Origin of the sequence: Phaeobacter sp. BS52 (assembly GCF_045040595.1) — a bacterium.
GTDB classification, from domain to species: domain Bacteria; phylum Pseudomonadota; class Alphaproteobacteria; order Rhodobacterales; family Rhodobacteraceae; genus Phaeobacter; species Phaeobacter piscinae.
The window spans coordinates 2,191,988-2,216,353 of record NZ_CP090662.1 but is presented as its reverse complement, the minus strand read 5'-3'; the positions used below and the strand labels follow the sequence as shown (position 1 = coordinate 2,216,353).

General features: G+C 62.5%; 18 protein-coding genes and 5 pseudogenes. 14 read left to right on the top strand and 9 right to left on the bottom strand.

Annotated elements, in window-relative coordinates; all coding sequences use genetic code 11:
• Nucleotides 1-19: 19 nt before the first annotated feature.
• The 3 genes and pseudogenes from L0Z65_RS10765 to L0Z65_RS10755 all read left to right on the top strand — a co-directional run bounded on the left by L0Z65_RS10765 (nt 20) and on the right by L0Z65_RS10755 (nt 3,024).
• Nucleotides 20-1,435 (top strand): YcjX family protein, encoded by a 1,416-nt coding sequence (locus L0Z65_RS10765; protein ID WP_405107466.1) that lies wholly within the window; start codon nt 20-22, stop codon nt 1,433-1,435.
• Nucleotides 1,432-1,806: pseudogene (locus L0Z65_RS10760) on the top strand (GNAT family N-acetyltransferase); the annotation flags it as partial. The gene L0Z65_RS10765 and the pseudogene L0Z65_RS10760, both read left to right, overlap by 4 nt.
• A 162-nt stretch (nt 1,807-1,968) precedes the next feature.
• Nucleotides 1,969-3,024 carry a YcjF family protein gene (locus L0Z65_RS10755; protein ID WP_405112529.1) on the top strand — a complete coding sequence of 352 codons (1,056 nt, stop codon included), beginning with the start codon at nt 1,969-1,971 and terminating at the stop codon, nt 3,022-3,024.
• Nucleotides 3,025-3,131: 107 nt separating this feature from the next.
• Here the strand turns inward: L0Z65_RS10755 and L0Z65_RS10750 are convergent, their stop codons facing one another.
• A complete protein-coding gene (locus L0Z65_RS10750; RefSeq protein WP_405107463.1) occupies nt 3,132-3,542 on the bottom strand; it encodes a group III truncated hemoglobin in 411 nt (136 codons plus the stop codon).
• Nucleotides 3,543-3,707: 165 nt separating this feature from the next.
• Here L0Z65_RS10750 and L0Z65_RS10745 point away from each other — a divergent pair, with 165 nt between their 5' ends.
• The gene (locus tag L0Z65_RS10745; RefSeq protein ID WP_405107460.1) at nt 3,708-5,519 is read left to right on the top strand and encodes a P-loop NTPase fold protein; all 1,812 of its coding nucleotides are present in this window, start codon (nt 3,708-3,710) and stop codon (nt 5,517-5,519) included.
• Between the two features lie 182 nt (nt 5,520-5,701).
• Nucleotides 5,702-8,632 carry an isoleucine--tRNA ligase gene (gene ileS / locus L0Z65_RS10740; protein WP_405107457.1) on the top strand — a complete coding sequence of 977 codons (2,931 nt, stop codon included), beginning with the start codon at nt 5,702-5,704 and terminating at the stop codon, nt 8,630-8,632.
• Between the two features lie 194 nt (nt 8,633-8,826).
• On the opposite strand, the gene L0Z65_RS10735 is transcribed toward ileS, so the two are convergent.
• Nucleotides 8,827-9,174 (bottom strand): hypothetical protein, encoded by a 348-nt coding sequence (locus tag L0Z65_RS10735; RefSeq protein ID WP_102897580.1) that lies wholly within the window; start codon nt 9,172-9,174, stop codon nt 8,827-8,829.
• A 245-nt stretch (nt 9,175-9,419) separates the two neighbouring features.
• On the opposite strand from L0Z65_RS10735, the gene L0Z65_RS10730 reads away from it, so the two are divergent.
• Nucleotides 9,420-9,878, top strand: a complete 459-nt coding sequence (locus L0Z65_RS10730) for a methylated-DNA--[protein]-cysteine S-methyltransferase (RefSeq protein ID WP_405112527.1) — start codon at nt 9,420-9,422, stop codon at nt 9,876-9,878.
• 290 nt (nt 9,879-10,168) lie between these two features.
• Here the strand turns inward: L0Z65_RS10730 and L0Z65_RS10725 are convergent, their stop codons facing one another.
• From L0Z65_RS10725 to fsa, 5 genes and pseudogenes are all read right to left on the bottom strand, one after another.
• A complete protein-coding gene (locus tag L0Z65_RS10725) occupies nt 10,169-10,864 on the bottom strand; it encodes a phosphatidylcholine/phosphatidylserine synthase (RefSeq protein WP_096870656.1) in 696 nt (231 codons plus the stop codon).
• A gap of 160 nt (nt 10,865-11,024) precedes the next feature.
• On the bottom strand, nt 11,025-11,366 hold the full coding sequence (locus tag L0Z65_RS10720; protein WP_102897578.1) for a hypothetical protein: 342 nt from the start codon (nt 11,364-11,366) through the stop codon (nt 11,025-11,027).
• 97 nt (nt 11,367-11,463) lie between these two features.
• Nucleotides 11,464-12,399, bottom strand: a complete 936-nt coding sequence (locus L0Z65_RS10715; protein WP_405107453.1) for a tyrosine recombinase XerC — start codon at nt 12,397-12,399, stop codon at nt 11,464-11,466.
• Entirely contained in the window at nt 12,396-13,103 is a 708-nt protein-coding gene (locus L0Z65_RS10710) for a DUF484 family protein (RefSeq protein WP_405107450.1), read from the bottom strand. The genes L0Z65_RS10715 and L0Z65_RS10710 overlap by 4 nt, the downstream gene beginning before the upstream one ends.
• Before the next feature lie 185 nt (nt 13,104-13,288).
• Nucleotides 13,289-13,943: pseudogene (gene fsa, locus L0Z65_RS10705) on the bottom strand (fructose-6-phosphate aldolase).
• 147 nt (nt 13,944-14,090) lie between these two features.
• On the opposite strand from fsa, the pseudogene L0Z65_RS10700 reads away from it, so the two are divergent.
• A pseudogene (locus tag L0Z65_RS10700) lies at nt 14,091-16,286 on the top strand (primosomal protein N').
• Nucleotides 16,287-16,338: 52 nt separating this feature from the next.
• On the opposite strand, the gene L0Z65_RS10695 reads toward L0Z65_RS10700, so the two are convergent.
• Nucleotides 16,339-17,403, bottom strand: a complete 1,065-nt coding sequence (locus tag L0Z65_RS10695; RefSeq protein WP_405107447.1) for a YeeE/YedE family protein — start codon at nt 17,401-17,403, stop codon at nt 16,339-16,341.
• 130 nt (nt 17,404-17,533) lie between these two features.
• Between L0Z65_RS10695 and L0Z65_RS10690 the strand changes: the two are divergent.
• The 3 genes and pseudogenes from L0Z65_RS10690 to L0Z65_RS10680 all read left to right on the top strand — a co-directional run bounded on the left by L0Z65_RS10690 (nt 17,534) and on the right by L0Z65_RS10680 (nt 20,230).
• Nucleotides 17,534-18,771 (top strand): annotated as a pseudogene (locus L0Z65_RS10690) (MFS transporter).
• A gap of 136 nt (nt 18,772-18,907) precedes the next feature.
• Nucleotides 18,908-19,780, top strand: coding sequence for a 50S ribosomal protein L11 methyltransferase (locus L0Z65_RS10685; protein WP_405107444.1), 873 nt, complete (start codon nt 18,908-18,910; stop codon nt 19,778-19,780).
• A gap of 105 nt (nt 19,781-19,885) precedes the next feature.
• Nucleotides 19,886-20,230 carry a hypothetical protein gene (locus L0Z65_RS10680; protein ID WP_040181879.1) on the top strand — a complete coding sequence of 115 codons (345 nt, stop codon included), beginning with the start codon at nt 19,886-19,888 and terminating at the stop codon, nt 20,228-20,230.
• A 204-nt stretch (nt 20,231-20,434) separates the two neighbouring features.
• Here the strand turns inward: L0Z65_RS10680 and L0Z65_RS10675 are convergent, their stop codons facing one another.
• A complete protein-coding gene (locus L0Z65_RS10675; RefSeq protein WP_024098276.1) occupies nt 20,435-20,653 on the bottom strand; it encodes a DUF1127 domain-containing protein in 219 nt (72 codons plus the stop codon).
• A gap of 383 nt (nt 20,654-21,036) precedes the next feature.
• On the opposite strand from L0Z65_RS10675, the gene ruvC reads away from it, so the two are divergent.
• The 4 genes and pseudogenes from ruvC (at nt 21,037) to L0Z65_RS10655 (ending at nt 24,346) form a co-directional block, all read left to right on the top strand.
• Nucleotides 21,037-21,534: a crossover junction endodeoxyribonuclease RuvC gene (gene ruvC / locus L0Z65_RS10670; protein ID WP_405107440.1), complete on the top strand. Its 498-nt coding sequence runs from the start codon at nt 21,037-21,039 to the stop codon at nt 21,532-21,534.
• On the top strand, nt 21,531-22,220 hold the full coding sequence (gene ruvA, locus L0Z65_RS10665) for a Holliday junction branch migration protein RuvA (RefSeq protein WP_405107437.1): 690 nt from the start codon (nt 21,531-21,533) through the stop codon (nt 22,218-22,220). Before ruvC ends, ruvA begins: the two co-directional genes overlap by 4 nt.
• A 117-nt stretch (nt 22,221-22,337) precedes the next feature.
• Entirely contained in the window at nt 22,338-23,369 is a 1,032-nt protein-coding gene (ruvB, locus tag L0Z65_RS10660; RefSeq protein WP_405107434.1) for a Holliday junction branch migration DNA helicase RuvB, read from the top strand.
• Nucleotides 23,370-23,679: 310 nt separating this feature from the next.
• Nucleotides 23,680-24,346: pseudogene (locus tag L0Z65_RS10655) on the top strand (hypothetical protein).
• Nucleotides 24,347-24,366: the final 20 nt, after the last annotated feature.

The following is a 24,366-nucleotide window of genomic DNA, read 5'->3' as shown; positions in this document are numbered from 1 at the left end:
CGCAAGGCGGGGCAAACCTTTGGGACTATCATCACTGGCAGACGGGGTTTTGCGCAGCGTCGAGGGGGCGGGCGCCTCCCTATCGGAGAGCCTGTTTGAACCCTCGATCCGCCTTGGCGTCACCGGTCTGGCCCGCGCGGGCAAAACGGTGTTCATCACCTCGCTGGTGGCCAATCTGATGAACCGGGGCCGTATGGTGCAGCTGTCCGCCGCGCGCGAGGGGCGGATCGAGACGGCGTTTCTGCAACCCCAACCGGACGACACCGTGCCCCGTTTTGACTATGAAAACCACCTTGGCGCCCTCACAGGTCCGCGTCCCTATTGGCCCGACAGCACCCGGGCTGTGTCTGAGCTGCGGCTCAGCCTCAGGGTCCAGCCCAACGGGCTGCTGTCGGGCTTGCAGGGGCCGCGCACGCTGCATCTGGATATCGTGGATTACCCCGGCGAATGGCTGCTGGATCTGGCGCTTCTCGACAAATCCTATGCCCAATGGTGCGATGAGGTGCTGACCCGCATTCGTGGTCGCGCGCAGGCGCAGACGTTTCTGGATCTGGCACAAAAGGCCGACGCCACCGCCCCGCATGATGAGCCGCTGGCGCAAGAATTGGCCGGGGCCTTTGCGGCCTATCTGCAGGCTGCCCGCGCCGTAGGCTATTACGACTGCACACCGGGGCGCTTCCTGCTGCCCGGCGATCTGGCGGGCTCTCCGGTGCTGACCTTTGCGCCAATCCCGCTGTCGGATACCGCCCCCCGCCGGTCCCTGCACCGCGAGATGGAGCGCCGCTTTGAGGCCTATAAATCCAAGGTCGTCAAACCCTTCTTTCGCGATCACTTTGCCCGCATTGACCGGCAGGTGGTGCTGGTTGATGCCCTGAGCGCAATCCATTCCGGCCCCCGCGCGGTGGAGGATCTGCGCCACGCGATGACCGATATCCTCGCGGCCTTCCGTCCGGGCCGCAACGGCTTTCTGCGCCAGATCCTGCGCGGCAAGCGGGTGGAGAAAATCCTGTTCGCGGCGACCAAGGCTGATCACCTGCATCACCAGCAGCACCCCCAGCTGACTGCCATCATCGAGGCGCTGACCCGCGACGCGCGGGATCGCGCCCGCTTTGCCGGGGCGGAGACCGCGGCCCTGTCGCTCGCCGCGCTGCGCGCCACAACAGAGGAGCTGCGCAGCCACAACGGCAGCGATCTGCCTTGTGTGCGCGGCACTCTTCTGGACAGCGGCAAACCGGCCGCGTTTTATCCCGGTGCCCTGCCGCAAGACCCCTCACACCTGCTGACCCCGGCCCGTCAGGGCGCCGAAAGCTGGCTCGATGGGGATTATCAGGCCATGGCCTTTGCCCCGGCCCCACTGACCCTGCGCCCCGGCGATGGCCCGCCCCATATCCGCCTGGACCGGGCGGCGGAATTCCTGATCGGAGATCGCCTATGACAGCCTCATCCCCGCCCATCCTGCGTGTTGCGCGCAGCACCGATGCCGGCAAGATCGCCGAGATCCTGCACCGCTTCGAGGTTGATACCCCTTGGATGCCCAAGCAGCACACCGGGGCCGAGGCGATCAGCTTTTGCGGCACCATGATTGATCGCGGCTGGGTCACCATCGCGCAGATAGACGGACGGGTAGAGGGGTTTTTGGCCCGCGACGGTGCGGAGATCTGCGCGCTTTATGTGCGCGACACGGCGCGCGGGCAGGGGCTTGGCCGCTTGCTGCTGGACTATGCCAAATCGGTGCAGTCGCCGCTCCAGCTCTGGACGTTTCAGGCCAACGAAGGCGCGCAGCGGTTCTACCTGCGCGAAGGTTTCGTCGAACAGACCCGCAGCGATGGCGCGCGCAACGACGAAGGGTTGCCGGATATTCAATACATCTGGCCCGCACCCTCGCCGAAGCCTGAACCCAAACCCCGCGCCGCCGCAGTGACAAAGCCCTCAAGCCGGCAAACCGGATCGCCCGAAAAAGGACACGCCATGAGCCGCAAGGATGCCGTCCTCTTCGACCTCACAGACAGCGCCACCGCAGACGAAACCCCGGATGTGGCCAGCGCGCCGCCGGTCCCGGATCTGGACGGCGCCAGCAGCGACCTGCCGCAGCCCGCGCTGGCGCAGGCCGCCGTACTGGCCAGCCGTCGCCCCTCGCGTCTGGCGCGCTGGTTCTGGGCCTGTCTGACAGCGCTGATCGGCGCGGTCATCTCGGTCGCGGCCTGGGAGTTTGTCACCGGCCTGATTGACCGCATGCCGCTCCTGGGCTGGGCAATCACCGCAGGCTTTGCCGTGGCCGTCCTTCTGGCCCTTCTGATGGGCCTGCGTGAACTCGCAGCCCTCTCCCGCCTGCGCCGGGTCGAGAGCCTGCGCAACGCGCAACCGCTGCTTTCAGCGGACCCGACCGACCCCGCCGGGGGGCAGACCGCTGATGCCACCGCGGATCTGAAGGCCGCCCGCAGCTATGTTGCGGGACTGGAACGGTTTTACCGCGGGCGCAAGGATCTCACATGGGGGTTGGCCCGACTGGACGAGCGCAAGAGCGACATCATGGACGCCGACGCGCTGCTGCATCTGGCCGAGGCGGAGCTGCTCGCGCCGCTGGATGCCCGCGCCCTGCGCGTGGTTGAGAGCGGCGCCCGACAGGTCGCAACCGTTACCGCGCTGGTGCCCTTGGCGTTGGCCGATGTGGTGACGGCGCTGGTGACCTCGCTGCGGATGATCCGCCGCATCGCCGATATCTACGGCGGGCGCTCCGGCTTCTTCAGCTCCTGGCGGCTCACCCGCGCGGTGCTGGCCCATCTGGTGACCACTGGCGCTGTCGCTGTTGGCGATGACCTGCTGGAACCGGTGCTAGGCGGATCGATCCTGTCCAAACTCTCTCGCCGTTTTGGCGAAGGTCTGGTGAATGGTGCGCTCTCCGCCCGCGTTGGCATCGCCGCCATGGAAGTCTGCCGTCCGATGACCTTCTCCAAGGCGCAGAAACCCCGGACCCGCAAGGTTATCCAGCGCGCCCTCACTGGCCTCTTCACCAAGGACGCCTAGCCACACGCCCCAGGCTGATGCCTCGCATGAGCCACGCCCAAGGCCACAAGGATGCGCTGGCCCCGCCAGGGCATCTATGGGCGCGGGAGCACTTGTGCCTGCGCGGATCAGAACAGCTTTGGTGGTGCGTCTTTTGGCTGGCGCATTGCGACGATCCCGGTGCGGAACCCTTCGCCGATCCGGTCCGCCAGAGCGCCCCATTGCAGCGCGGTTCGTTCCGGCAGTTCCGCCTGCAAGACCTCGTGAAACAATCCCAGCCAGATCGCAAAATGCTCGGGCTTTACATCCGGTCTGCTGACATGCACCCGCATGGGATTGCCGCTGTAACATTTCTCCCGCAGGATGGCATTGCGCCAGAACCGGGTGATCAGCGCCTCATGCTCCGGCCAATCCTCCACATGTGCCGAAAACACCGGCCCCAACACCGCATCGCCGCGCACCCGCGCATAGAATATATCCACCACATAGGCGATCTGCTCTGCCGTAATGTCAAACCGCGCGAGGGACGTCTGGGTCATGTGAACTCCACCTTTCCACCCGTCGCTACACCAGAGCGCCCCGCCGGTACACCCACCGTGCGGGGCAATCCCTGCGACCAATTGTGCGGCGTGTTGATACGCTTTTATCCCGTAGGTTGAGCTTCGCCCCAAGCCATGAAATCATTCCCAAAACAGAACGGGACCATGGATTTGCCAAATCAGATTGCTAGGCGTGTTGTTGAAAAATACCTGAACCTCCAGTCGCCTAGATATGCGCTGCTGATTGATGCGCCATGGGGATGCGGAAAAACCCACTTTATCAAAGCAGCAACCGGATGCGAAACAGATCCCACACGTCTCTATGTGTCACTTTACAATGTCCACAGCTCTGATGAATTTGACTGGGCCTTGGTTCGTGCGCTTAATCCTTGGGTCAACGGTAAGCTGGCGAACTGGGTTCGTGCAGGTAAGGGCCTTTTGTCGTTTCGAGCGTATGGCTTCGCTGCGGACCCTTCGAAGGTAAACCTCACAGAAATAGCTCTTCAGAAATTACCGCAAACAATCATTTTCGATGATGTTGAGCGATGCGGCCTGCCCGTGAAACAGCTTTGGGGGCTGATCAACCGCTTTGTCGAGCACGAGAGTAAGCGCGTCATTCTGATTGCGAATTCGGATAAACATACCGAACCTCCCGATTTTTTGCACAGTCGCGAAAAATTGGTTGGTCAGATCGTGACAATCGAACCAAATGTTGATGCGGCTATGACAGCGGTCTGGGGCGATATCCCTGATGGTCAGGGGCGTCGGTTCTTGCAAGCACATCAGGCGATCATCAAAACGATTTTCGAAGAGGCAAGCCATCGGAACCTCCGTCTTTTGCTGCGTGCTATACGGGATGCTGCCGACCTCATTGATCGGATCGAACCTGAAATGGTTGCTCATACCACCTCCGTGCAGCGCCTCACACAAACCTTCCTGGCACTTCATATGGCCTATCATGAAGGGTCAATTGACAAAAATGATCTGAGACAACGAGGAGATTCAGGTCGATATTTGAACTCTGGCAAGGAAGACGATGGATCACCATTGAGCAAGTTGAGGCAGAAACATCCGAACGCTGATATCCTGAATTATAGGGGAGGGGCACTTCCTGCGGAACTCGGCGTCAACCTTCTTGTCGATGGCTACGCATCTACCGCACAAATCAATATTGCACTCAAAGCGACAGGTCATTTCACTGCTCCAAAAGAAACACCTGACTGGATCCGCCTGTGGAACTGGGAAGAACAAGACACCACAGAGCTTGAGGGCGTCATTGCCCGTATAGAGGCCAGTCTGGCGAGTTTTGAGGTGACTAATCCCGGTGAAATTCTTCAGATCTACGGCGCTCTAAATTTCATGGGCAAGTATCGCGGCGATTTTTGCCCACGGAAAACGGCTCGCAAGTTCTATTGCTACGTGAGGGCACTGTCAAAACGGGGCATACTACCTGCTCGGGTTGCAAGCTTTGCGGCTGTTCATGAACAGTATGGATTTGATTGGACCAGTGGAACCATTTCATACGGGGGGTATGGTTTCGAGCCTGCTCCTAGAGGAAAAGGCCTATGTCTTCTCATTCGTAAACTCATGGATCAAGCCTTCGCGAGAAAGCTGCCAGAAAGAGCATCTGAATTACTGGGTTATCTTCAGGACCAGCCAGAAACATTTCTTGATTTGCTGGAAAAGAATACAGGTGAAGGGGTAAGCTACTGGGAGGCACCCATCCTTCATCATATGGACTGCTTGGCTGCAGTTGAAGCCATTTTCAAACTCTCACAGAGGGACCGTGCCACTGCCCTTCGGGTTCTGGATGCTATTTTTTATAGAAAGCTTAAGAACAGTAAGGCCCTGAGCGCAGAGCACGAGTGGATTGAAAACTTGAAGGTAAATCTGGTTGCCAAGGCTAATGCAGTCTCGGCCATATCTGCTGCGCAGATGCGTCGGCTCATCCAGCGTGCCGAGACTAAGGCGGGCTGATCCGCTCTGGACGCTGGCATAGCACAGTCCTATAAGGCCTCCATGTCCCATGTTGCGGCCATCATTATTCGAATTATGTCCCCGGCGCTCTGACCACGTGAGCCGCCGGGCAAAGGTGCTTGAGCCATCGCACCGAACCGAATATCCCAAAACACGACCAGATCATCCAAAGGACGCTGCACATGTGTGCCGACACGCCTCAGACGCCTGAGTACAAAGACACCCTCAATCTGCCCAAAACCGATTTCCCGATGCGCGCGGGCCTGCCCAAGCGGGAGCCGGGCTGGCTGGAGCGTTGGGCCCAGATTGGCGTCTATGACAAACTCCGCGAAAAGGCCGCCGCCGCTAAGGGCACGGACGCGGAACGCAAGCCCTTCACCCTGCACGATGGACCTCCCTACGCCAACGGTCACCTGCACATCGGCCACGCGCTGAACAAAACGATCAAGGACATGATCGTGCGCTCGCACCAGATGATGGGCTTTGATGCGCGCTATGTGCCGGGTTGGGATTGCCACGGCCTGCCGATCGAATGGAAGATCGAAGAGCAGTACCGCAAGAAGGGTAAGAACAAGGACGAAGTGCCGGTTGTCGACTTCCGTCAGGAATGCCGCGCCTTTGCCGATGAATGGGTCGGCATCCAGCGCGAGGAGTTCAAGCGTCTCGGCATCACCGGCAATTGGGATGATCCGTACCTCACCATGAACTACCACGCCGAGGCGGTGATCGCGGGGGAATTCCAGAAATTCCTGATGAACGGCACGCTCTATCAGGGCTCCAAGCCCGTGATGTGGTCCCCGGTAGAGAAAACCGCCCTGGCCGAGGCCGAGATCGAATATCACGACCACAAGTCCCACACCATCTGGGTGCCGTTTGGCTTTGCTGGTGCAACCGGCGATCTGGCCAAAGCCCGCGTTGTCATCTGGACCACCACCCCCTGGACCATCCCCTCGAACAAGGCTGTCGCCTATAACCCGAAGGTCGCCTATGGCCTCTACCGCGTCGACGCCACGCAGGAAGAGAGCTGGACCAAACCGGGTGAGCTGTATCTCTTTGCCGATGCGCTGGCCGCAGACGCGCTAGAGAAGTCCCGCGTCACCGAATTCACCAAGGTCCGCGATGTCGAGGCCTCCGAACTTGATGGCCTGACTCTGAACCATCCGTTCAAGGGCATCGAGGGCGCGAACGGCTTCTGGGATTACGACGTGCCAATGATCGACGGCGACCACGTCACCGATGATGCGGGCACCGGTTTTGTGCACACGGCGCCCAGCCATGGTGCGGATGACTACGAATGTTTCGTGGCGCGCAACTGGATTGACCGCATGACCCACAATGTGGGCGAGGAATCTGAATTCCTGCCGCATGTGCCGTTCTTTGCCGGACTTCAAGTCTTTGACAAAAAGGGCAAGGAAGGCAAAGCCAACACCGCCGTGATTGCCAAGCTGGTTGAGGCCGATGGCATCATCGCCCGGGGCCGCGTCACCCATAGCTACCCGCATTCCTGGCGCTCCAAGGCGCCAATCGTGTTCCGCAACACGCCGCAGTGGTTTGCCTCCGTCGACCGCGAACTGGACGACGGCATGGGCGAGATGGGCGACACCATCCGCACCCGCGCGCTGAACTCCATCGACCAGCTGGTGCAGTGGACCCCGCAGACCGGCCGGAACCGTCTCTATTCCATGATCGAAAGCCGCCCGGACTGGGTGCTTTCGCGCCAGCGCGCCTGGGGCGTGCCGCTCACCTGCTTCACCAAGAAGGGCGTGCTGCCGACCGATCCCGATTTCCTCCTGCGCAATGAGGAGCTGAACGCCCGCATCGTGGCCGAATTCGAGGAACATGGCGCTGATGTCTGGTACACGGATGGCTTCAAGGAAAAGATGCTCGACGGCATCGTGACCCCCGACGACTATGATCAGGTGTTTGACGTGCTCGACGTGTGGTTCGACAGTGGCTCCACCCACGCCTTTGTGCTGCGCGACCGCGAAGACGGCACCGAGGACGGCATCGCCGACGTCTACATGGAAGGCACCGACCAGCACCGCGGCTGGTTCCACTCCTCGCTGTTGCAGGCCTGTGGCACCAAGGGTCGCGCGCCCTATCGCAATGTGGTCACCCATGGCTTCACGCTGGACGAGAAGGGCAACAAGATGTCCAAATCGCTCGGCAACACCATCGTGCCCGAGAAAATCGTCCAGCAGTATGGCGCGGATATCCTGCGTCTCTGGGTGGCGCAGACCGATTACACCGCCGACCAGCGCATCGGGCCGGAGATCCTGAAAGGCGTCGCCGATGGCTACCGCCGCCTGCGCAATACCATGCGCTATATGCTCGGCAGCCTGGCGGATTTCTCCGAAGATCAGCGGGTCGCGCCTGCGGATATGCCGGAGCTGGAACAATGGGTCCTGCACCGTCTGGCGGAGTTGGATCACAAGGTCCGCACCGGCTATCAGGCCTTTGATTTTCAGGGCGTCTTCTCGGCGGTGTTCAACTTTGCCACCGTGGATCTGTCGGCCTTCTACTTCGATGTCCGCAAGGATGCGCTTTACTGCGATGGTGACACGCTGAACGCGCGTGCGGCCCGCACCGTGCTGGATATCCTGTTCCACCGCCTGACAACCTGGCTGGCGCCGATCCTGGTTTTCACCATGGAAGAGGTCTGGCTGGAACGCTTCCCCGGTGAGGACAGCTCGCTGCATTTGCAGGACATTCCCGCGACCCCTGCGGATTGGCTGAATGAGCCGCTGGCCGCGAAATGGGCCAAGGTCCGTCAGGCCCGCCGTGTGGTCACCGCGGCCCTTGAGGTGCAGCGCGTGGACAAGGTGATCGGTGCCTCGCTGGAGGCCGCGCCGGTGGTGCATGTGCGCGATCCGGAGGTGCTGGAGGCGCTGAAATCGGTGAATTTTGCCGATGTCTGCATCACCTCCGATATCGCCCTCAGCGGCGATCCGGCTCCGGCAGAAGCCTTCCGTATGCCCGAGGTGGACGGCGTGTCGGTGGTGTTTGAGAAGGCCGATGGCGACAAATGTCAGCGCTGCTGGAAGATTCTGCCGGATGTGGGTCAGCACAGCCACGCAGGTGTCTGCGGGCGCTGCGATGCGGCGCTGAGCTAAAATAGCGATCCGTCCAGGTGGGCAGCCAGTGCTGCCCCGGACAGCGGTGATCTCAGATCCCCAACGGGATCTGCGCGCCGCCCACCCCTCGATGGGGCGGGCGGCGCGCTTCTTTTGACGTCTTTGACGGGGGTATGGTGTCAAAGAACGCCGGGGGTTTTCTGCTCAGCGCAAGGCAGGCAATCCGGGCCGGATCAGCCCATCGCCCGCAGCGCCGCGCGATAGTTGTTCTGGGCGATCACTTCGCTGGTCGGAAGTGGCCCGGCGTGGCAACCCGATTGCAGATCTTGCAGGGTCTGTTGCACCACGGTGCGCAGATGCTGGGTGCCGACGGCAATCAGACTTCCGCCCTCACTTGGTCCGGTTATGGCGGCCTGCTGGGACACGGCCTTGGCCGTCTTCGCCAGGGAGGCGGCAGTTTCCAGCCCGCCCGGCAGCGTTCCGGTCTGCTGGGCCTGCGCCTGTTTCGTCGCCGCCTGCCCACTCATGTGGCCATTCAGCATGCGGTAAACGCTGATATTTCCTTGGGTGGTGATATGCATGGCGACTGACCTTCTTCATAACTTGAGACCCAGTTTTACTAAAATTTAGTGCAATTGCATGGGCACCTGAGGTTAGCCGACCCTGCCGAAGGCATAGCCTCCTATCCCAAAGGTTAGGTCCAGCGGCGGGATTGAGGTTCCGCCTTGACGCTGAGCAGGATCCCGCAGACGCTGCCCAGGGTGTGCAAGCATCAAGCGTAAGGACTACCGGACCCGTGCAGCCCCCTGAAACCGCGACCCAGCAGATGGCTGAGGCCAGTCTTGAAACACCTGTCGGCACGCTGTGCGTGGGGGAGCAGGATGGCGCCATTGTTCGCCTGACGTGGCAGGCCGCGCCCGCGGGTGTCGCAGGCTCGGCCCTGACGGCTGAGGCTCTGGCCCAGCTGCGCGCCTATTTCGCCCATGAGCTGACCGCGTTCGATCTGCCGCTGGCAGTCGCGGGCAGCGATTTTCAGCGCGCGGTCTGCGCTGCCATGTCGGCAATCCCGCTGGGCGAAACCCGCACCTATGGCGACATCGCAAAGGATCTGGACGCAGCGGCCCAACCCGTTGGCAATGCCTGCGGCGCCAATCCGATCCCGGTGATCATCCCCTGCCACCGGGTGCTTGGCGCCTCAGGTCTTGGGGGATTTTCCGGCGCGGGCGGGGTTGAGACCAAGGTCGCTCTTTTGCGTCACGAAGGGGCGGCGGGATTGTTGATCTGATCGGCATCTTGCGAAGGGGGTATATTGCCGGGGGAAGGCGGACCAAGGGGTCCGCCGCAGGAGATATGTCTGATCCGACCGTGCGGGTGGCTGTCCTCATCCGGTGAAGCTGCTAATCCTTCGCAGGCTGCCACAGCGCCGTCTCAACCTGCCCGCCTGAGTAGGCGCGCCATTGGAAACGGTCACTTTAGGTGGCGGCATATCGCGCCATCACGCGACAGGCCCGCAGCCCGGTTTCGGGTCTCACGGAGAGACCCGCAGTCTGGCGAGATCGGCCTGAGACGGCCCGCTCAGCCCTTGCTCTCGGGGATGATCTGCTGCGCGATGCCGACAAAAATCAGATAGACCGAAGTCAGCACCAGCCCCCAATGCGCCCAGCTTGCCGGGTGAAAATCGACCCAGGCGGCCCAGCCAGCAAAGAACGTCCAGGCCAATGCCATCGGCAGCGACACCTTGCGCCAGCGTTCGGTGCGCACCGGGTGAATGAACTTCAGCGGCAGGAACATCGCAATCGCCAGCAGGGTGACCAGCGCCAGACTGGTCCAATGGCTCGGCTCCAGCGCAAAGATCACCAGAACCAGCATATTCCAGCATCCGGGAAACCCGGAGAAGGAATTGTCCTTCGTCTTCATCCGCGTGTCGGCAAAATACAAGGCACTGGCAAAGGTGATCACAATCAGCGCCACCCAACCGGTCCACCCCGCCATCAACCCGGATTTGAACAGCGCAAAGGCCGGGATGAACACATAGGTGAGGTAATCAATGATCAGATCCAGCAGCACACCGTCGAACTCCGGTGCGTAGCGCTTCACCTCATAATGCCGCGCCAGCGGCCCATCCACCCCATCCACGGCAAAAGCCACGACAAGCCAGACAAACATCAGGCTCCACTTGGCATCAGCCGCAGCCAACATGGCAAGGATTGCAAAAACCGCGCCGGTGGCGGTCAGCAGATGAACGGAGAGGGCACGATACTGAGGTGTCATACGCCCCTGATGGCGAATTTCCCGCACCCTCGCAAGTGGTCAATGGAAAAACGTCTCGCCCATGCGCGGAAATTCGGGTCTTTGGGGGTGGTCATGTCACCAGCGTGAAAGCAAACGCTTAGCCGTGGATCACCTGCCACAGCGACATCGGGCCACCGTTTTACGGGTCGGCAGGATCTTCCATCAGCGCCTTGCGAAACAGCGTCTCGGTCAGGCTGCGGCTGTCCACGATCTGCGGCGCCTCACCGGTATCAGATGGCCCTTGTGCCGCGACAAATTCACCGCGTGCGGCCTTGCCCGCGCGATAGGCTGCCCATTCGTGATCAGAAATCTCACGGTCGCCATCGCTGTCCAGATCCGCCAGAAGCTGCTCATAAAACTGGCTGAAATCCACATCGCCAATATCGGATGTGCTGGCATTGGCGGCGCTGCGATTGGCGGGGTTGTAGGGCGCGCCAAGCGGCGCGGCGTCGGTGGAATGGCTTTGGGCGACGATACTCATCACGGGGGCTCCTTCTGGATTTGACGCCAGCAATCTGGCGCAGGCCCCTTACTGCGAGGTTAAATCCAGCCCTTTGATGGCGTGTTTTGCGCAGGCCTTACGCTTTTGGGTGGGCGCGGTTGTAGACATCCATCAGATGCGCCGTATCGACCGCCGTATAGGCCTGCGTTGTCGACAGCGAGGCATGGCCTAAAAGCTCCTGAATGGCACGCAGATCGCCGCCTGCTTCCAGCAGATGGGTGGCAAAGCTGTGCCGCAGCGCATGCGGCGTGGCACTGGCAGGCAGGCCCAGCTGGGCGCGTGCCTGCGCCATGGCGCTGCGAATGAGCCGCGCATTCAGTGCCCCGCCACGGACACCGCGAAACAATGGTGCTGCGCGGTCCTGCGGATGCGGGCAGAGCCGGAGATACCGGTCCACCGCCTGACGCGCGGCAGGCAACACCGGCACGATCCGTTCTTTGTCGCCCTTACCTGTGATCCGCAGAACTGCCGGCAGCGGCGCGTCTGCGCCGGTCAGGCCCAGGGCCTCGGAGATCCGCAGCCCACAGCCATAAAGCAGCGTCACCACCGCCACATCACGCGCCGCCACCCAATCGGTGGTGGACTGAAACTCCACCGTTTCGATCACCGCCCGCGCCGCATCCTCGGCCAGCGGGCGGGGGAGTTTTTTCTGGAACTTGGGACTGCGCGCCGACAAGACGGCGGTGGGCTCAAACCCCTGCCGCTCAGCCAGCCAGGTGTAAAAGCTTTTGACCGCCGACAGTTTGCGCGCCAATGAGCGCGCCCCGGTGCCTGTGGCGCGGGTGGCTGCCATCCAGGCGCGCATATCACCGGTGGAAATCTCCGCCAGCGCCCCCAACCCCTGCGGGCCGCCAAAATGCTGAGTCATAAATGCGAGAAACTCCACCACATCGCCGCGATAGGCGGTGACGGTGTTCTCAGCCGCCCCCCGAAGCGCGGCCAGCCCGGCCAGCCACTGCTCCAGCGCATCGCGGCAGGCCGGGGAGATCAACAGAGGGGACGGGGGCGTCACGACAGCCAGTGGCGCATCGACCGTTCAAAAACGCCTGCAAAAAACGCCAGAAGATCGGTGCCATGCTGTGGGGTGAACTGATGCGGATCCTCGGACCCCAGAACCAGCAGGCCGGGCAGGCGGCCTTCGCCCAGTTCCAGTTTCAGACAGGCCTCGGACCGGATGAAATCCGCCTTGGCACCATGGGTGCGGGCGTGGCCGGACTGCATCTGACGCAGGGTGACCTGACGGTCAGGGCCATTGCGCTGCGGATTGATGTATTGTTCCACGAATCCCGGCTCGACAACCTTCAACACCTGATCCATGCGCTGTACGGCGGCGTCCTGTTCGGGATGGGCGGTTTCCAGCACCAGCGTCACCGAATCCACCCGCAGGATTTCCGCCAATTCACCACCGAGGTTGCCGAGATAGCTCTCAAAATCCATCGGATCCAGCAGCCGCAGCACCGCCCGGTGGATCTGGTTGGTCCCGGCAAGGTTCTCATAAGCCGCTGCAATCACGGACCGATGGGTATCCTCCAGCCGATCCAGCCGGGCCTCCATCCGCTCCATCGCGATGCCGCGCAGGTCCACGATATTGGACCCCATTGCGCGCTCATTGGCGCTGACCAGCGCGTTCATCACGCTTTGATCTTCCAACAGGGCGTCGGGTTTGGCCAGGATCGCCTGGCGCAGAGTGTCTTCCAGTTCTGCCGTCGTGCTCATGTTCTGCTCTTTGTGACCTCTGATGGGTTTTGCCGGAGTTATAACACGGGTTTCGCGCAAGCGTGGTAAAAAATTCCCTGCCACCGGCGCACCGCCGCTCGAGCACCGGGGGAGGGGCATCCGCCAATGAAAAAGTGGCCGCCCACCGGGCCGCCCCTCCTGAAACCTGTCCGGTGCACTGAGGCTTACAGGATCTTGATGTTCGCGGCCTTGATGTCGGCGAGGAAGGCATCCAGACCCTTGTCGGTCAGCGGGTGGTTGATCATGCCCTTGATCACGGCGGGCGGCGCGGTGATCACGTCGGCACCGATACGCGCGCTTTCCAGCACGTGGTTGGCGCTGCGGATGGAGGCGGCGAGGATCTCGGTGCCGAACCCGTAGTTGTCATAGACGGTGCGGATGTCTTCGATCAGGTCCATACCATCGAGGTTGATATCGTCCAGACGACCGATGAAGGGCGAGATGAAGGTCGCGCTCGGCCTTGGCCGCCAGCAGCGCCTGATTGGCAGAGAAGCACAGCGTCACATTCACCATATGACCATCGTCGGTCAGGGTCTTGCAGGCCTTCAGACCGTCCCAGGTCAGCGGCACTTTGACGGCGATGTTTTCGGCGATCTCGACCAGCTTGCGGCCTTCGGCAATCATCGTGTCAGCATCGGTTGCGGTCACCTCGGCAGACACCGGACCATCCACCAGATCACAGATCTCCTTGGTGACTTCGATGATGTCGCGGCCGGACTTCTTGATCAGCGACGGGTTGGTGGTCACGCCGTCCACCATGCCCAATGCGTTCAGCTCGGCAATGGCGTCGATTTCAGCGGTGTCTACGAAGAATTTCATCGGCTAGGGTCCTCTGGATGGGTTGGCCTTGATTGCGCTAGCCTTTACCTGATGGCGGAGGCTTTAAAAACCCCCCGTGCGCCCGGCGTCGATTGCCGGGCATCGCTTTGGGGTCATCATCCCCACCGGGCAAAAGAGGCAAGCAGCGTGCAGGAGCAGGCATTTTTCAACGAGGGCGAGCGGGTTGGCGTGCTGACAACACAGCCGCTGGACCGCGTTCTTGACTACCGCGCCCCCGAAGGCGGCTGCCATCTGGGCACCTATGTCGAGGTGCCGCTTGGCCCGCGCCGCGTTCTTGGGGTGATCTGGGGGCCGGGGGCCGGGGATTTCGATTCGGCCAAGCTGCGCCCGGTGAACCGGGTGCTGGACGTGGCCCCTATGCGCGATGAGATGCGCCAGTTCCTGAGCAAATCCGCCGATTACACACTGACCCCTCTGCCGAGCGATGCTGCGGCTGGCCACCCGTGCGCCCGGCCTCTCCGATCCGGTGTCCATGCGCAAGGTGCTGCGCCCGACGGGCCAGATGCCCGACCGGATGACAGACCCCCGCGAACGGGTGCTTGCGGCGGCGGATGAATATCGCGGGCTGGCGTTCACGGCGAAAGAACTTGCGGATCTGGCCGGGGTCACAACCTCGGTGATCAAAGGGCTGGTGAAACAGGGCGCCCTGCGCGAGGAGGACGCGCCCCGCGATCTGCCCTATCCCCGTCTGGATCCGGATCTGCCCGGCAAGACCCTGACCGAGGATCAGGCCGCCGCCGCCGCCACTTTAGGCGAGGGCGTTGCCAGTGGCCGCTACGGCACCACACTGCTGAAGGGCGTCACGGGGTCGGGCAAGACTGAGGTCTATTTGGAGGCGGTCGCCGCCACCCTGCGTGCAGGCCGTCAGGCGCTGGTGCTGTTGCCGGAAATTGCGCTGACGGCAGAATTTCTCAAACGGGTCGAGCAGCGTTTTGGCGCGACGCCCGCGGAATGGCACTCCGGCGCGACGATGACCGAACGCCGCCGGGTCTGGCGCATGGTGGGGCAGGGCAAGGCGCAGCTGGTAATCGGCGCACGCTCGGCCCTGTTCCTGCCTTATCAGAACCTCGGCCTCATCATCGTGGATGAGGAACATGATACCTCCTACAAACAGGACGAAGGCGTCTGTTATAATGCCCGCGACATGGCGGTGCTGCGCGCGGCCATGTGTTCGGCGCAGGTGGTGCTGGCGTCTGCAACGCCCAGCTTGGAAACCTGGGCTAATGCCGAGGCGGGCAAATACAAACGGCTTGATCTCGCGGCGCGCTTTGGCTCAGCCGTTCTGCCGGAGATGCGCGCGATTGATATGCGGGCGGAAAAACTTCCCGCCTCGACCTGGATCTCGCCAACGCTGAAGCAGGCGATGACTGCGCGGATCGAACGGGGTGAGCAATCGCTGCTGTTTCTCAATCGCCGGGGCTTTGCGCCAGTCACCATCTGCCGCGCCTGCGGCGGCCATGTGACCTGCGACCACTGCGATTCCCGCATGGTCGAACACCGCTTCATGAAGCGCCTGATGTGCCACCAATGCGGTGAGACCAAACCGGTACCGGACGCCTGCCCGACCTGTCAGGTCGAGGGCAAGATGGCCCCCGTCGGCCCCGGCATCGAACGGCTGGGTGAGGAAACCGCCGCGCTGTTCCCGGAGGCCCGGATTGCGGTTCTCTCCTCAGACCTTTTCGGCTCTGCCCGCGCCCTGAAACAACGGATCGAGGAGATCGCCGCAGGCGAGGCCGACATCATCCTCGGCACCCAGCTGGTGGCCAAGGGGCATAACTTCCCGCTGCTCACATTGGTTGGCGTGATTGATGCGGATCTGGGCCTGCAAGGCTCTGACCTGCGCGCGGCGGAGCGCACTTTCCAGCTGATGCGCCAGGTCGCAGGCCGGGCCGGGCGCGCCGACAAACCGGGTGAGGCGCTGATGCAGACCTTCCAGCCCGAACACCCGGTGATCCGAGCGATCCTCTCCGGTGATGAAGAAGCCTTCTGGAAAGCCGAAGCCGCCGAACGCCAGGCCGCGGGCGTGCCCCCCTATGGGCGGATGGCCGGTATTGTCCTCTCCGGGCCGGAGCTGCCTGCCGTTATGGATCTGGGGATGGCACTGGCCCGCAATGACATGCCGCTGCGCCAGATCGGCGCGCAGGTCTTCGGTCCGGCCCCGGCGCCAATTGCCCGCATTCGTGGCCGCCACCGGGTGCGCCTGCTGATCAAGGCCAGCAAGGGCACCCCCTGCAGGACGCCATCGCCCGCTGGATCAAACCGGCACGCCTCAAGGGGGATCTGCGTCTGTCGGTCGATATTGATCCGCAGAATTTCTTCTGAAGTCCGGTCGAAAAACAAGGCAGATAAATCAGGGCAGCGCCTCGCACCTCGTCTAGGCGGGGGCCGCCACGCCGCGCTGATCCACCAGCAGATCTGTCAGCACGGCCCCGACCCACATGGAAAACAGCGCCAGCCAGGCGGTGCCCGCAAAGATCGACCCGCCGGTGACACCGGCGCCGATTGCGCAGCCCCCGGCCAGCATACCGCCAAACCCCATCAAAGCCGCGCCGATCATGGCTTTGCGCATGGTGACCGCCCCGTCAAAGGCCTGAATCCGCATCTCGCCCGCCAAAGCCGCCGCCAGCATCGCGCCGCCAAATACCCCGGCGACCAGCCCGATATCAAATTCCAGCACCGAGGCGCGATCCAGAAAGAACATCAGCATCCGTGCCGATGGGCCAGTAAAGGTCACGCTTTCGATCTGTACCGGATCAAACGCCACCTGCGCCAGCGCCGATGTCAGCCCCCAGCCAAGTGCCACCGCAAAGCCGACACCAGAGGCAAAGATCAGCCGCGCCGCGCCGATGCGGTTTTGCAACGCGACCCCAAGGGCGAGAGCCGCCATGCCCAGCCCCAACGCCAACCCGGACCAATCCGGCAGGCCAAAGGCTGCCAGCAGATCCAGATTGCGCCCGCCCGTGGTGATCCAGAGACCGGCCAGATAGTCGCGCAGCGGTGCCAGATACCCGGCGAGGCTCATCTGTGCGACCACCGCAAAAATCAGCCCGGAGACCACACTGCGCAGATTGCCGGTCGCCGCCAGCACCAACAGCCGCCCGGAACAGCCCCGCGCCAGCACCATGCCAATACCAAAGATCACCCCGCCAAGGATGGCCCCGGACCAGCTGCCGGGCACTGCCATCATCCGCGCCTCATCGGTGTCGATCCAGCCCAGCAAGCGCCCGGCCTGGACCCAGACCAGCGCGGTGGAAAAGGTCAGGAGCCAGACCGCCACCCGGTCCCCCAGTCGGCCACGGGCGAATTCCACCGTGGCCGCGCGCAGACAGAACCGCGACCGCTGCGCCGCGACGCCGAAGATCCCCCCGGTCAGCAGGCCTAGCAGCGCCGCTGTCACTGGCTCGCCTGCCCAGTCCATGATCTCAACCAGTTCCGGCATCGCATCAGCCTCTTGTTACTATTCGAAAACCTGAATATGAGGCCAAGCTACTCCGTGCATTGATGCAGATCAGATGTGCGCGGCGCTTTTTCCCTCGCCTGATGGGGCGGATGGGCGTATCTGCTGGGGCATGTTCAAACCTGTCCCCACCGAAGCTGCCGCTTCCATGCCGCTCTGGCGCCGCCCGACAACTCTGTTGTTTGTGATGGCGCTGACCATGCCCATCGCCTTCAATACCTGGAGCGCGTTGCTCAACAACTTCGTCATTGAGGCTGCGAATTTCGACGGGGCAGACATTGGCCTGCTGCACACGGTACGCGAGATTCCGGGGTTTCTCGCCATTGGCGTCATCGCAGTGATCCTGTTTGTGCGCGAACAGGTGCTGGGGCTGGTTTCCTTGATGATGCTGGGCGTGGCGACGGCGGTCACTGCCTGGTTTCCCAGCCTTGGCGGGTTGCTCACGATCACGCTGCTCAGCTCCATCGGGTTTCATTACTATGAGACAGTGAACCAGTCGCTGCAGCTGCAATGGCTGCCAAAGACACGCGCGCCGCAGATCCTGGGCTGGCTGGTGGCGGCGGGATCGGCGGCGACGCTGGTGGTCTACAGCCTGATCGCGCTGCTGTGGGAACCGCTGGGCCTCACCTATAATATCGTCTTTCTGCTGGCCGGAGGCACCACCACGGTTCTGGCGATCTTCTGCCTGCTGGCCTATCCGCAATTCGACGCCCCGCATCCGCAGACCAAACGCCTGATCCTGCGGCGGCGCTACTGGCTCTATTATGCGCTGCAGTTCATGGTACGGCGCGCGGCGGCAGATCTTTGTTGTCTTTGCTTAGCTTCATGATGGTGGAGAAATTCGGCTTTGCAGTGCATGAGCTGACCAGCCTTTATCTGATCAACCTGATGATCAATATGATCGCGGCACCACTATTGGGGCGTGCTGTGGCCCGCTTTGGTGAACGCCGGACGCTGATTTTTGAATACACCGGGCTGGCGCTGGTCTTTGCCGCTTATGGCGGGCTTTACTGGTTCAGCTGGGGCGTGGTGCTGGCCGGGGTGCTTTATGTGGTGGACCATATCCTGTTTGGGCTGGCACTGGCGCTGAAGACCTATTTCCAGAAAATCGCCGACCCGTCTGATATCGCGCCGACGGCTGCCGTGGCCTTTACCATCAACCATATCGCTGCTGTGGTTTTGCCCGTCACGCTGGGTCTGCTGTGGGTGGTTTCCCCGGCGGCGGTCTTCGCACTGGCGGCCTGTATGGCCCTGATCTCGCTCACCCTGTCGCTGCTGATCCCGCGCCATCCGGAGCCGGGCAATGAGACGATCTTTGTGAAATGGCGCAGCGCCGCCCCGGCGGAGTAAGCCTGCGCGCGCCAGATCTGACCCTGCATCGCCGTGGGCGCTGCCCCCGGTTGCCCCCGGCAGACCTGCGCCGCCAGCTCTTGACCTGCGCCGCCGACGGGCCTAGGCGCTGTGCAACCATTGCCCGGAGACCGCTATGCCTACCTTCACCGCCCTCACCACCCTGACCGGAAAAGCCCCCGCCGAAGCGCTCGGCGAAGCGATGGAGCGTCTGACGCCGGAGCCCACCGGCCTTGGCGTGTTTGAGGTTGAGGATGGCTCCGGCCTTTGGGAGGTTGGCGGCTATTTCACCGAGACCCCGGATGAGGCCGGTCTGGCGCTGCTGGCGACCATGTTCGACGCCCAGCCTTTTGTGATCTCCGAACTGCCGGAAACCGACTGGGTGGCCCATGTGCGCCGCGAACTGGCCCCGGTTGAGGCGGGCCGGTTCTTTGTCTACGGCAGCCACGATGCCGACAAGGTGCCCGCGGATCGCATTCCGCTGCTGATTGAGGCGGCGATGGCCTTCGGCACCGGCCACCACGGCACCACGTTGGGCTGCCTGAAGGCGCTGGACACGCTGATCGACGATGGTTTCGTCGGCGACAAAGTGGCTGATATCGGTTGTGGCACGGCAGTTCTGGCAATGGCGGCCGCGCGTGTCTGGGACGGGCAGATCCTGGCCAGCGATATTGATCAGGTCGCTGTGGATGTGGCTGAGGCCAACCTGAAGGCCAACGACATGGAAGGCCGTGTTCACTGTCTTGAGGCCGCGGGCTTTGACGCTCCGGCCCTGGCTGATGCCGCGCCCTTTGATCTGATCTTCGCCAACATCCTGAAGGGCCCTCTGGTTGCATTGGCACCGGATGTGGCGGCGCATCTGCGCAGCGATGGCTATGCGATTCTCTCCGGTCTTCTCAATGAGCAGGCGGATGAGGTGCAGGGCGTTTATGCACAAAATGGCATCAATCTGGTCCAGCGCAGTGAGATTGGTGACTGGACGACGCTGCTTCTGCAGAAAACAGGCTGAATCATTCAAGTTTGTTGAGCATTTTAACGACCCGCCCCAAAATGGTCTCATTACCTACCTAAGCATTAAGATGTGGATGGTGGGAGCCATTGCAGGGTTTTGGTTATGGGTGAACAGAGTAACAATTTCTACGCTCGGCTTGACCGACTGGAGCGCAAACACGGGGCCATGGCGCGCGGCTACACCGCTAAGGTGCGCGCGGATGGGTTGATCGTGGTGGCGCCGCGACGGGTACAGTCGCGGATTTCCGGCCGGTCGGTGATCTTGTTTGTCGCGGCGTTTCTGCTGTTCAAGGGGTTCTTGATGGCAGCGCTGGGATTTGGCAGCTACGACCACCGTGTCGATCAGCTGCGGGCAGGAACCGGGCTGGAGAAAGCCGGTGCATTTGTTATGCAGCGGGATCCCGTGTCGCAGTTCCTGGCCGAGAAGATCGGGCCTGTGCTGCGGTAGAGGGGCAGGCTGGCGGGCCAAGTGTCGGGCGCTGGGGGGCATCCGACATAAAACGGTCGCGCAGTCATGTCCGACGCAGCAGGGTGTCGCCGAGGCGCAGATCTGCAAACCAGACCTATAGAAAACGCCGCGCTCCGTCGGGAGGCGGCGTTTTTCATATTCCGAATGATCGACCGCCCGGCAGCACCGGGGCGGGATCAGACCTCAGAAGACCGGCTTGCCTTCGGCAATGCGGTCGATGTCCGCGCGGCACAGCCCAATATCGGCCAGTTCGCGGTCGTTCAGCTGACCCAGAGTCTGGCGGGTGGTGCGAGCGTCGTTCCAGTCGACAAACGCTGCCAGCAGGCTGGCGGTCTTGGCGCTCAAGCGGCCAAACAGGCTGCTGGTGCCATAGGTGGTGCGGGTGGTGTCAAATGCAGCCATGTCCTCGTCCTTTCGGAGGTTGAATGAATCTCTTCGCCATGGGGCGATGGACGGCACTTAGTGAGGAGAAAAGCCGCTGACAATCGCCGAAATTGCATGTGTCCCATGCGCAAAACGCATGGCTTATTACCCATAAAAACAAGGGAATTCTGCGGATTTTTCATGCGCAGAGGGGGAATGTCGGTTTCAATAATATGGGTGGTCGTTTTCAGAACAGGATTGGGGCATTCCGCCGAAAACCGGCAATCCGCACGCGGTCTCAAGCCGGATATTTGGTGCCCGATCCAGGGGGAAAGCGGTTGGATATGTTCGCGTTTTGTGCTAATCCTGCGACAATAATGACCACTCGGCCATCTGCCGGGGCAGGCAGGGATAGGGCAGACATGCGGATACTGGGCATCGACCCGGGGTTGCGGAACCTCGGTTGGGGCGTGATCGAATCACAGGGCACCCGTCTGAGCCATGTCGCAAACGGCGTCTGCACCTCCGATGGCGATGATCTGGGGGAGCGGCTGCTGTCCCTCCACAATCAGGTGATCGAGGTGATCGCGGCCTACCGTCCCGATCAGGCCGCCATCGAACAGACCTTCGTGAACAAAGATGGTGCGGGCACGCTGAAACTGGGTCAGGCCCGTGGCGTGGCCCTGATGACATTGGCGCAGGCCGGTCTGCCGGTGGGTGAATACGCGCCGAACCGCGTCAAGAAAACTGTGGTCGGCGTGGGTCATGCGGCCAAGGAGCAGATCCTCCACATGGTGAAACTTCAGCTGCCCGGCTGCCTGCCCAAGAACGCCGATGCGGCAGATGCTCTGGCCATTGCCATCTGTCATGCGTTTTATGGGGGCACGCAGACCCGCCAGCTGAAGGAGAAGCGCGCGTGATCGGAAAACTGACTGGACGACTAGAATACCGCAGCACTGACCATGTGCTGATCGACGTGCGCGGTGTCGGCTACATCGTCTTTTGCTCTGACCGCACCCTCGCCACGCTTCCCGGCGCGGGAGAGGCGGTGGCGCTTTATACCGATATGGTGGTGCGCGAGGATCTGATGCAGCTCTACGGCTTCCCCTCGCTGGTTGAAAAAGAATGGCACCGCCTGCTGACCTCGGTGCAGGGGGTGGGGGCCAAGGTTTCGCTGGCGATCTTGGGCGCGCTTGGCCCCGATGGCGTCAGCCGCGCCATTGCTCTGGGCGACTGGGCAGCGGTGAAGGCGGCCAAGGGCGTTGGCCCCAAGACCGCGCAGCGCATCGTGTTGGATCTGAAGGACAAGGCGCCGGGTGTGATGGCCATGGGCGGCACCATCGCCGATGCCATGGACGGTCCCGGTCTGGATGTCGTTGAATCCGTCGCGCCGGTGGAGACCGGCAAGACGCCCCGCAAGGCACCGCCAAAGGCTCCCTCCGGTGCGGCTGCCGCCTCTGCGGGGGCGCTCTCCGCGCTTAGCAATCTGGGCTATGGTCCATCGGATGCCGCCGCTGCTGTGGCCGAAGCTGCCGCCACCTACCCGGACGCCAATGAGGCCGAACTGATCCGCGCCGCCCTACGCCTCCTGGCGCCGAAAGGGTGATGATGACACGGAAAGAGCAGCGCCTGAGCCTGGGTGGGTGCGAAGCGCCCTCCCGTGGGGAGGGTCGGGCGCTGCCCGGCCTTCAGCCGGACAAAGCATATGCCAGAAAGCGGGACCATGATTGACGCCGACCCCACCCTGCGCCCCGCACCGCTGCCGGAAGACAGCGCAGGCGACACCGACCGCGCTCTGCGTCCGCAGGGGCTGGGCGAATTCATTGGTCAGGCCGAGGCCCGCGCCAATCTGCGCGTCTTTATCGAATCCGCCCGCCGCCGGGGCGAGGCGATGGACCACACGCTGTTTCATGGTCCCCCCGGTTTGGGCAAAACCACGCTGGCGCAGATCGTTGCCCGTGAACTCGGCGTGAACTTCCGCATGACCTCCGGTCCGGTGCTGGCCAAGGCCGGCGATCTGGCGGCGATCCTCACCAATCTTGAGGCGCGTGATGTGTTGTTCATCGACGAAATCCACCGGCTGAACCCGGCGGTGGAGGAGGTGCTCTATCCGGCGATGGAGGATTTTGAGCTGGATCTGGTGATCGGCGAGGGGCTAGCCGCGCGCACTGTGCGAATCGAGTTGCAGCCCTTCACCCTTGTTGGCGCCACCACCCGCATGGGTCTTTTGACAACACCGCTGCGCGACCGTTTCGGCATCCCGACGCGGCTGCAGTTCTACACCATTGATGAGCTGTTTGAGATTGTCAGCCGCAATGCCCGCAAGCTGGGGGCCCCCGCCGATGATGACGGCGCCCGCGAGATCGCGCGGCGCGCCCGCGGCACACCCAGGATCGCCGGACGGCTCCTGCGCCGCGTCGTGGACTTCGCGGTTGTCGAGGGCGATGGCACCATCACCCGGGAGCTGGCCGATGGCGCTCTGACGCGGCTGGGGGTGGATCAGCTGGGTCTGGATGGCGCCGACCGGCGCTATCTGCGGATGGTGGCAGAGAACTATGGCGGTGGACCCGTCGGGATCGAAACCATGTCCGCCGCGCTGAGCGAAAGCCGCGACGCGCTGGAGGAGGTGATCGAACCTTACCTGCTGCAACAGGGGCTGATCCAGCGCACACCGCGCGGCCGAATGCTGGCGCATAAGGCCTGGACCCACCTTGGATTGACCCCGCCACGCGGTCAGGGCGACCTGCTGCTGTAACGCGTCACCTGTTGCCGGTTGGCGTCAGCCTTTGTGCGGTTTGGCGTCAAATTTGCCGCGAAGGGTTAAGGTGGATTTGAAGAATTGGATTCAATTTTAGCGTATGTTTCGCACGCGAAACATTTGGTCATAGCTGCTGACCTACGTGGCAAACCCTGATGGACGCGCCGCGCCCTGCGCATCGCGGCCTCCGGCGGGGATATTTCAGGCCAGCAAATGCAGGGTGGCAGCCGGTCGCAACCCTTGTCGTTGATCCCGCAAGCGGGCATTAAGCGCCCATAAGACCGCAGTCCGAGTGGAGAGCCGTATAATGACCCCAGCCGAGATCGAAGCCCTGTTTACCCGCACCGATGGCACTTATGCCTTTGCCCGCTGGGGGCGACCGATTGCACCGATTGTCTTTGGGGTGGAGGACTGCACGCTGGCCACCGTCAAGGGCGCGATCGAGGCGGTGGTGACCCTTGCAGGCCATCAAATGGCCGAGACCGATCCCGAGCTGGGATCGAACCTGATGGTGTTTTTCTTCCGCGACTGGGACGAGTTGACGGGCGTGCCGGATCTGGACCGGCTGATCCCGGATCTGGACCCGCTGGTGGCGCGTCTGAAACAGGCGGATGCCAGCCAGTACCGCGCGTTTCGCTTTGACGATCAGGGCGGCATTCAGGCCTGTTTCGTGTTCCTGCGCATGGCCGGTGACATGGCAAAACTGCTTAGCCGAAACCCTGGCGCTGACGCAGGCGGTGCAGATGATGCTGACCTGGGGCGACAGCGCCTTTGCCGAGACCTCGCCGCTGGCGGTGCTGCCGGACACCGGCGCCACCATTCTGCGGCCCGAGATTGCCGGGGTGATTGCGGCTGCCTATGATCGGATGATGCCGGTTGCTGCTGCCGACAACTCCCATGCGCTGCGCCTGTTTGCGCGGCTGCAAGCGCCGGTGACGCCGCCCGCAGATGACGCCAACCCGACCCGGCACTGAGCCGTCGCCAGAAAGGCCCA

What these genes read in the sequence shown, in the direction of transcription:
- L0Z65_RS10755 (WP_405112529.1), top strand. Translation starts at nt 1,969, where the DNA reads ATGAGCCGCAAGGATGCCGTCCTCTTCGACCTCACAGACAGCGCCACC.
- L0Z65_RS10750 (WP_405107463.1), bottom strand. Translation starts at nt 3,542, where the DNA reads ATGACCCAGACGTCCCTCGCGCGGTTTGACATTACGGCAGAGCAGATC.
- L0Z65_RS10745 (WP_405107460.1), top strand. Translation starts at nt 3,708, where the DNA reads ATGGATTTGCCAAATCAGATTGCTAGGCGTGTTGTTGAAAAATACCTG.
- ileS (WP_405107457.1), top strand. Translation starts at nt 5,702, where the DNA reads ATGTGTGCCGACACGCCTCAGACGCCTGAGTACAAAGACACCCTCAAT.
- L0Z65_RS10735 (WP_102897580.1), bottom strand. Translation starts at nt 9,174, where the DNA reads ATGCATATCACCACCCAAGGAAATATCAGCGTTTACCGCATGCTGAAT.
- L0Z65_RS10730 (WP_405112527.1), top strand. Translation starts at nt 9,420, where the DNA reads ATGGCTGAGGCCAGTCTTGAAACACCTGTCGGCACGCTGTGCGTGGGG.
- L0Z65_RS10725 (WP_096870656.1), bottom strand. Translation starts at nt 10,864, where the DNA reads ATGACACCTCAGTATCGTGCCCTCTCCGTTCATCTGCTGACCGCCACC.
- L0Z65_RS10720 (WP_102897578.1), bottom strand. Translation starts at nt 11,366, where the DNA reads ATGAGTATCGTCGCCCAAAGCCATTCCACCGACGCCGCGCCGCTTGGC.
- L0Z65_RS10710 (WP_405107450.1), bottom strand. Translation starts at nt 13,103, where the DNA reads ATGAGCACGACGGCAGAACTGGAAGACACTCTGCGCCAGGCGATCCTG.
- L0Z65_RS10695 (WP_405107447.1), bottom strand. Translation starts at nt 17,403, where the DNA reads ATGCCGGAACTGGTTGAGATCATGGACTGGGCAGGCGAGCCAGTGACA.
- L0Z65_RS10685 (WP_405107444.1), top strand. Translation starts at nt 18,908, where the DNA reads ATGCCTACCTTCACCGCCCTCACCACCCTGACCGGAAAAGCCCCCGCC.
- L0Z65_RS10680 (WP_040181879.1), top strand. Translation starts at nt 19,886, where the DNA reads ATGGGTGAACAGAGTAACAATTTCTACGCTCGGCTTGACCGACTGGAG.
- L0Z65_RS10675 (WP_024098276.1), bottom strand. Translation starts at nt 20,653, where the DNA reads ATGGCTGCATTTGACACCACCCGCACCACCTATGGCACCAGCAGCCTG.
- ruvC (WP_405107440.1), top strand. Translation starts at nt 21,037, where the DNA reads ATGCGGATACTGGGCATCGACCCGGGGTTGCGGAACCTCGGTTGGGGC.
- ruvB (WP_405107434.1), top strand. Translation starts at nt 22,338, where the DNA reads ATGATTGACGCCGACCCCACCCTGCGCCCCGCACCGCTGCCGGAAGAC.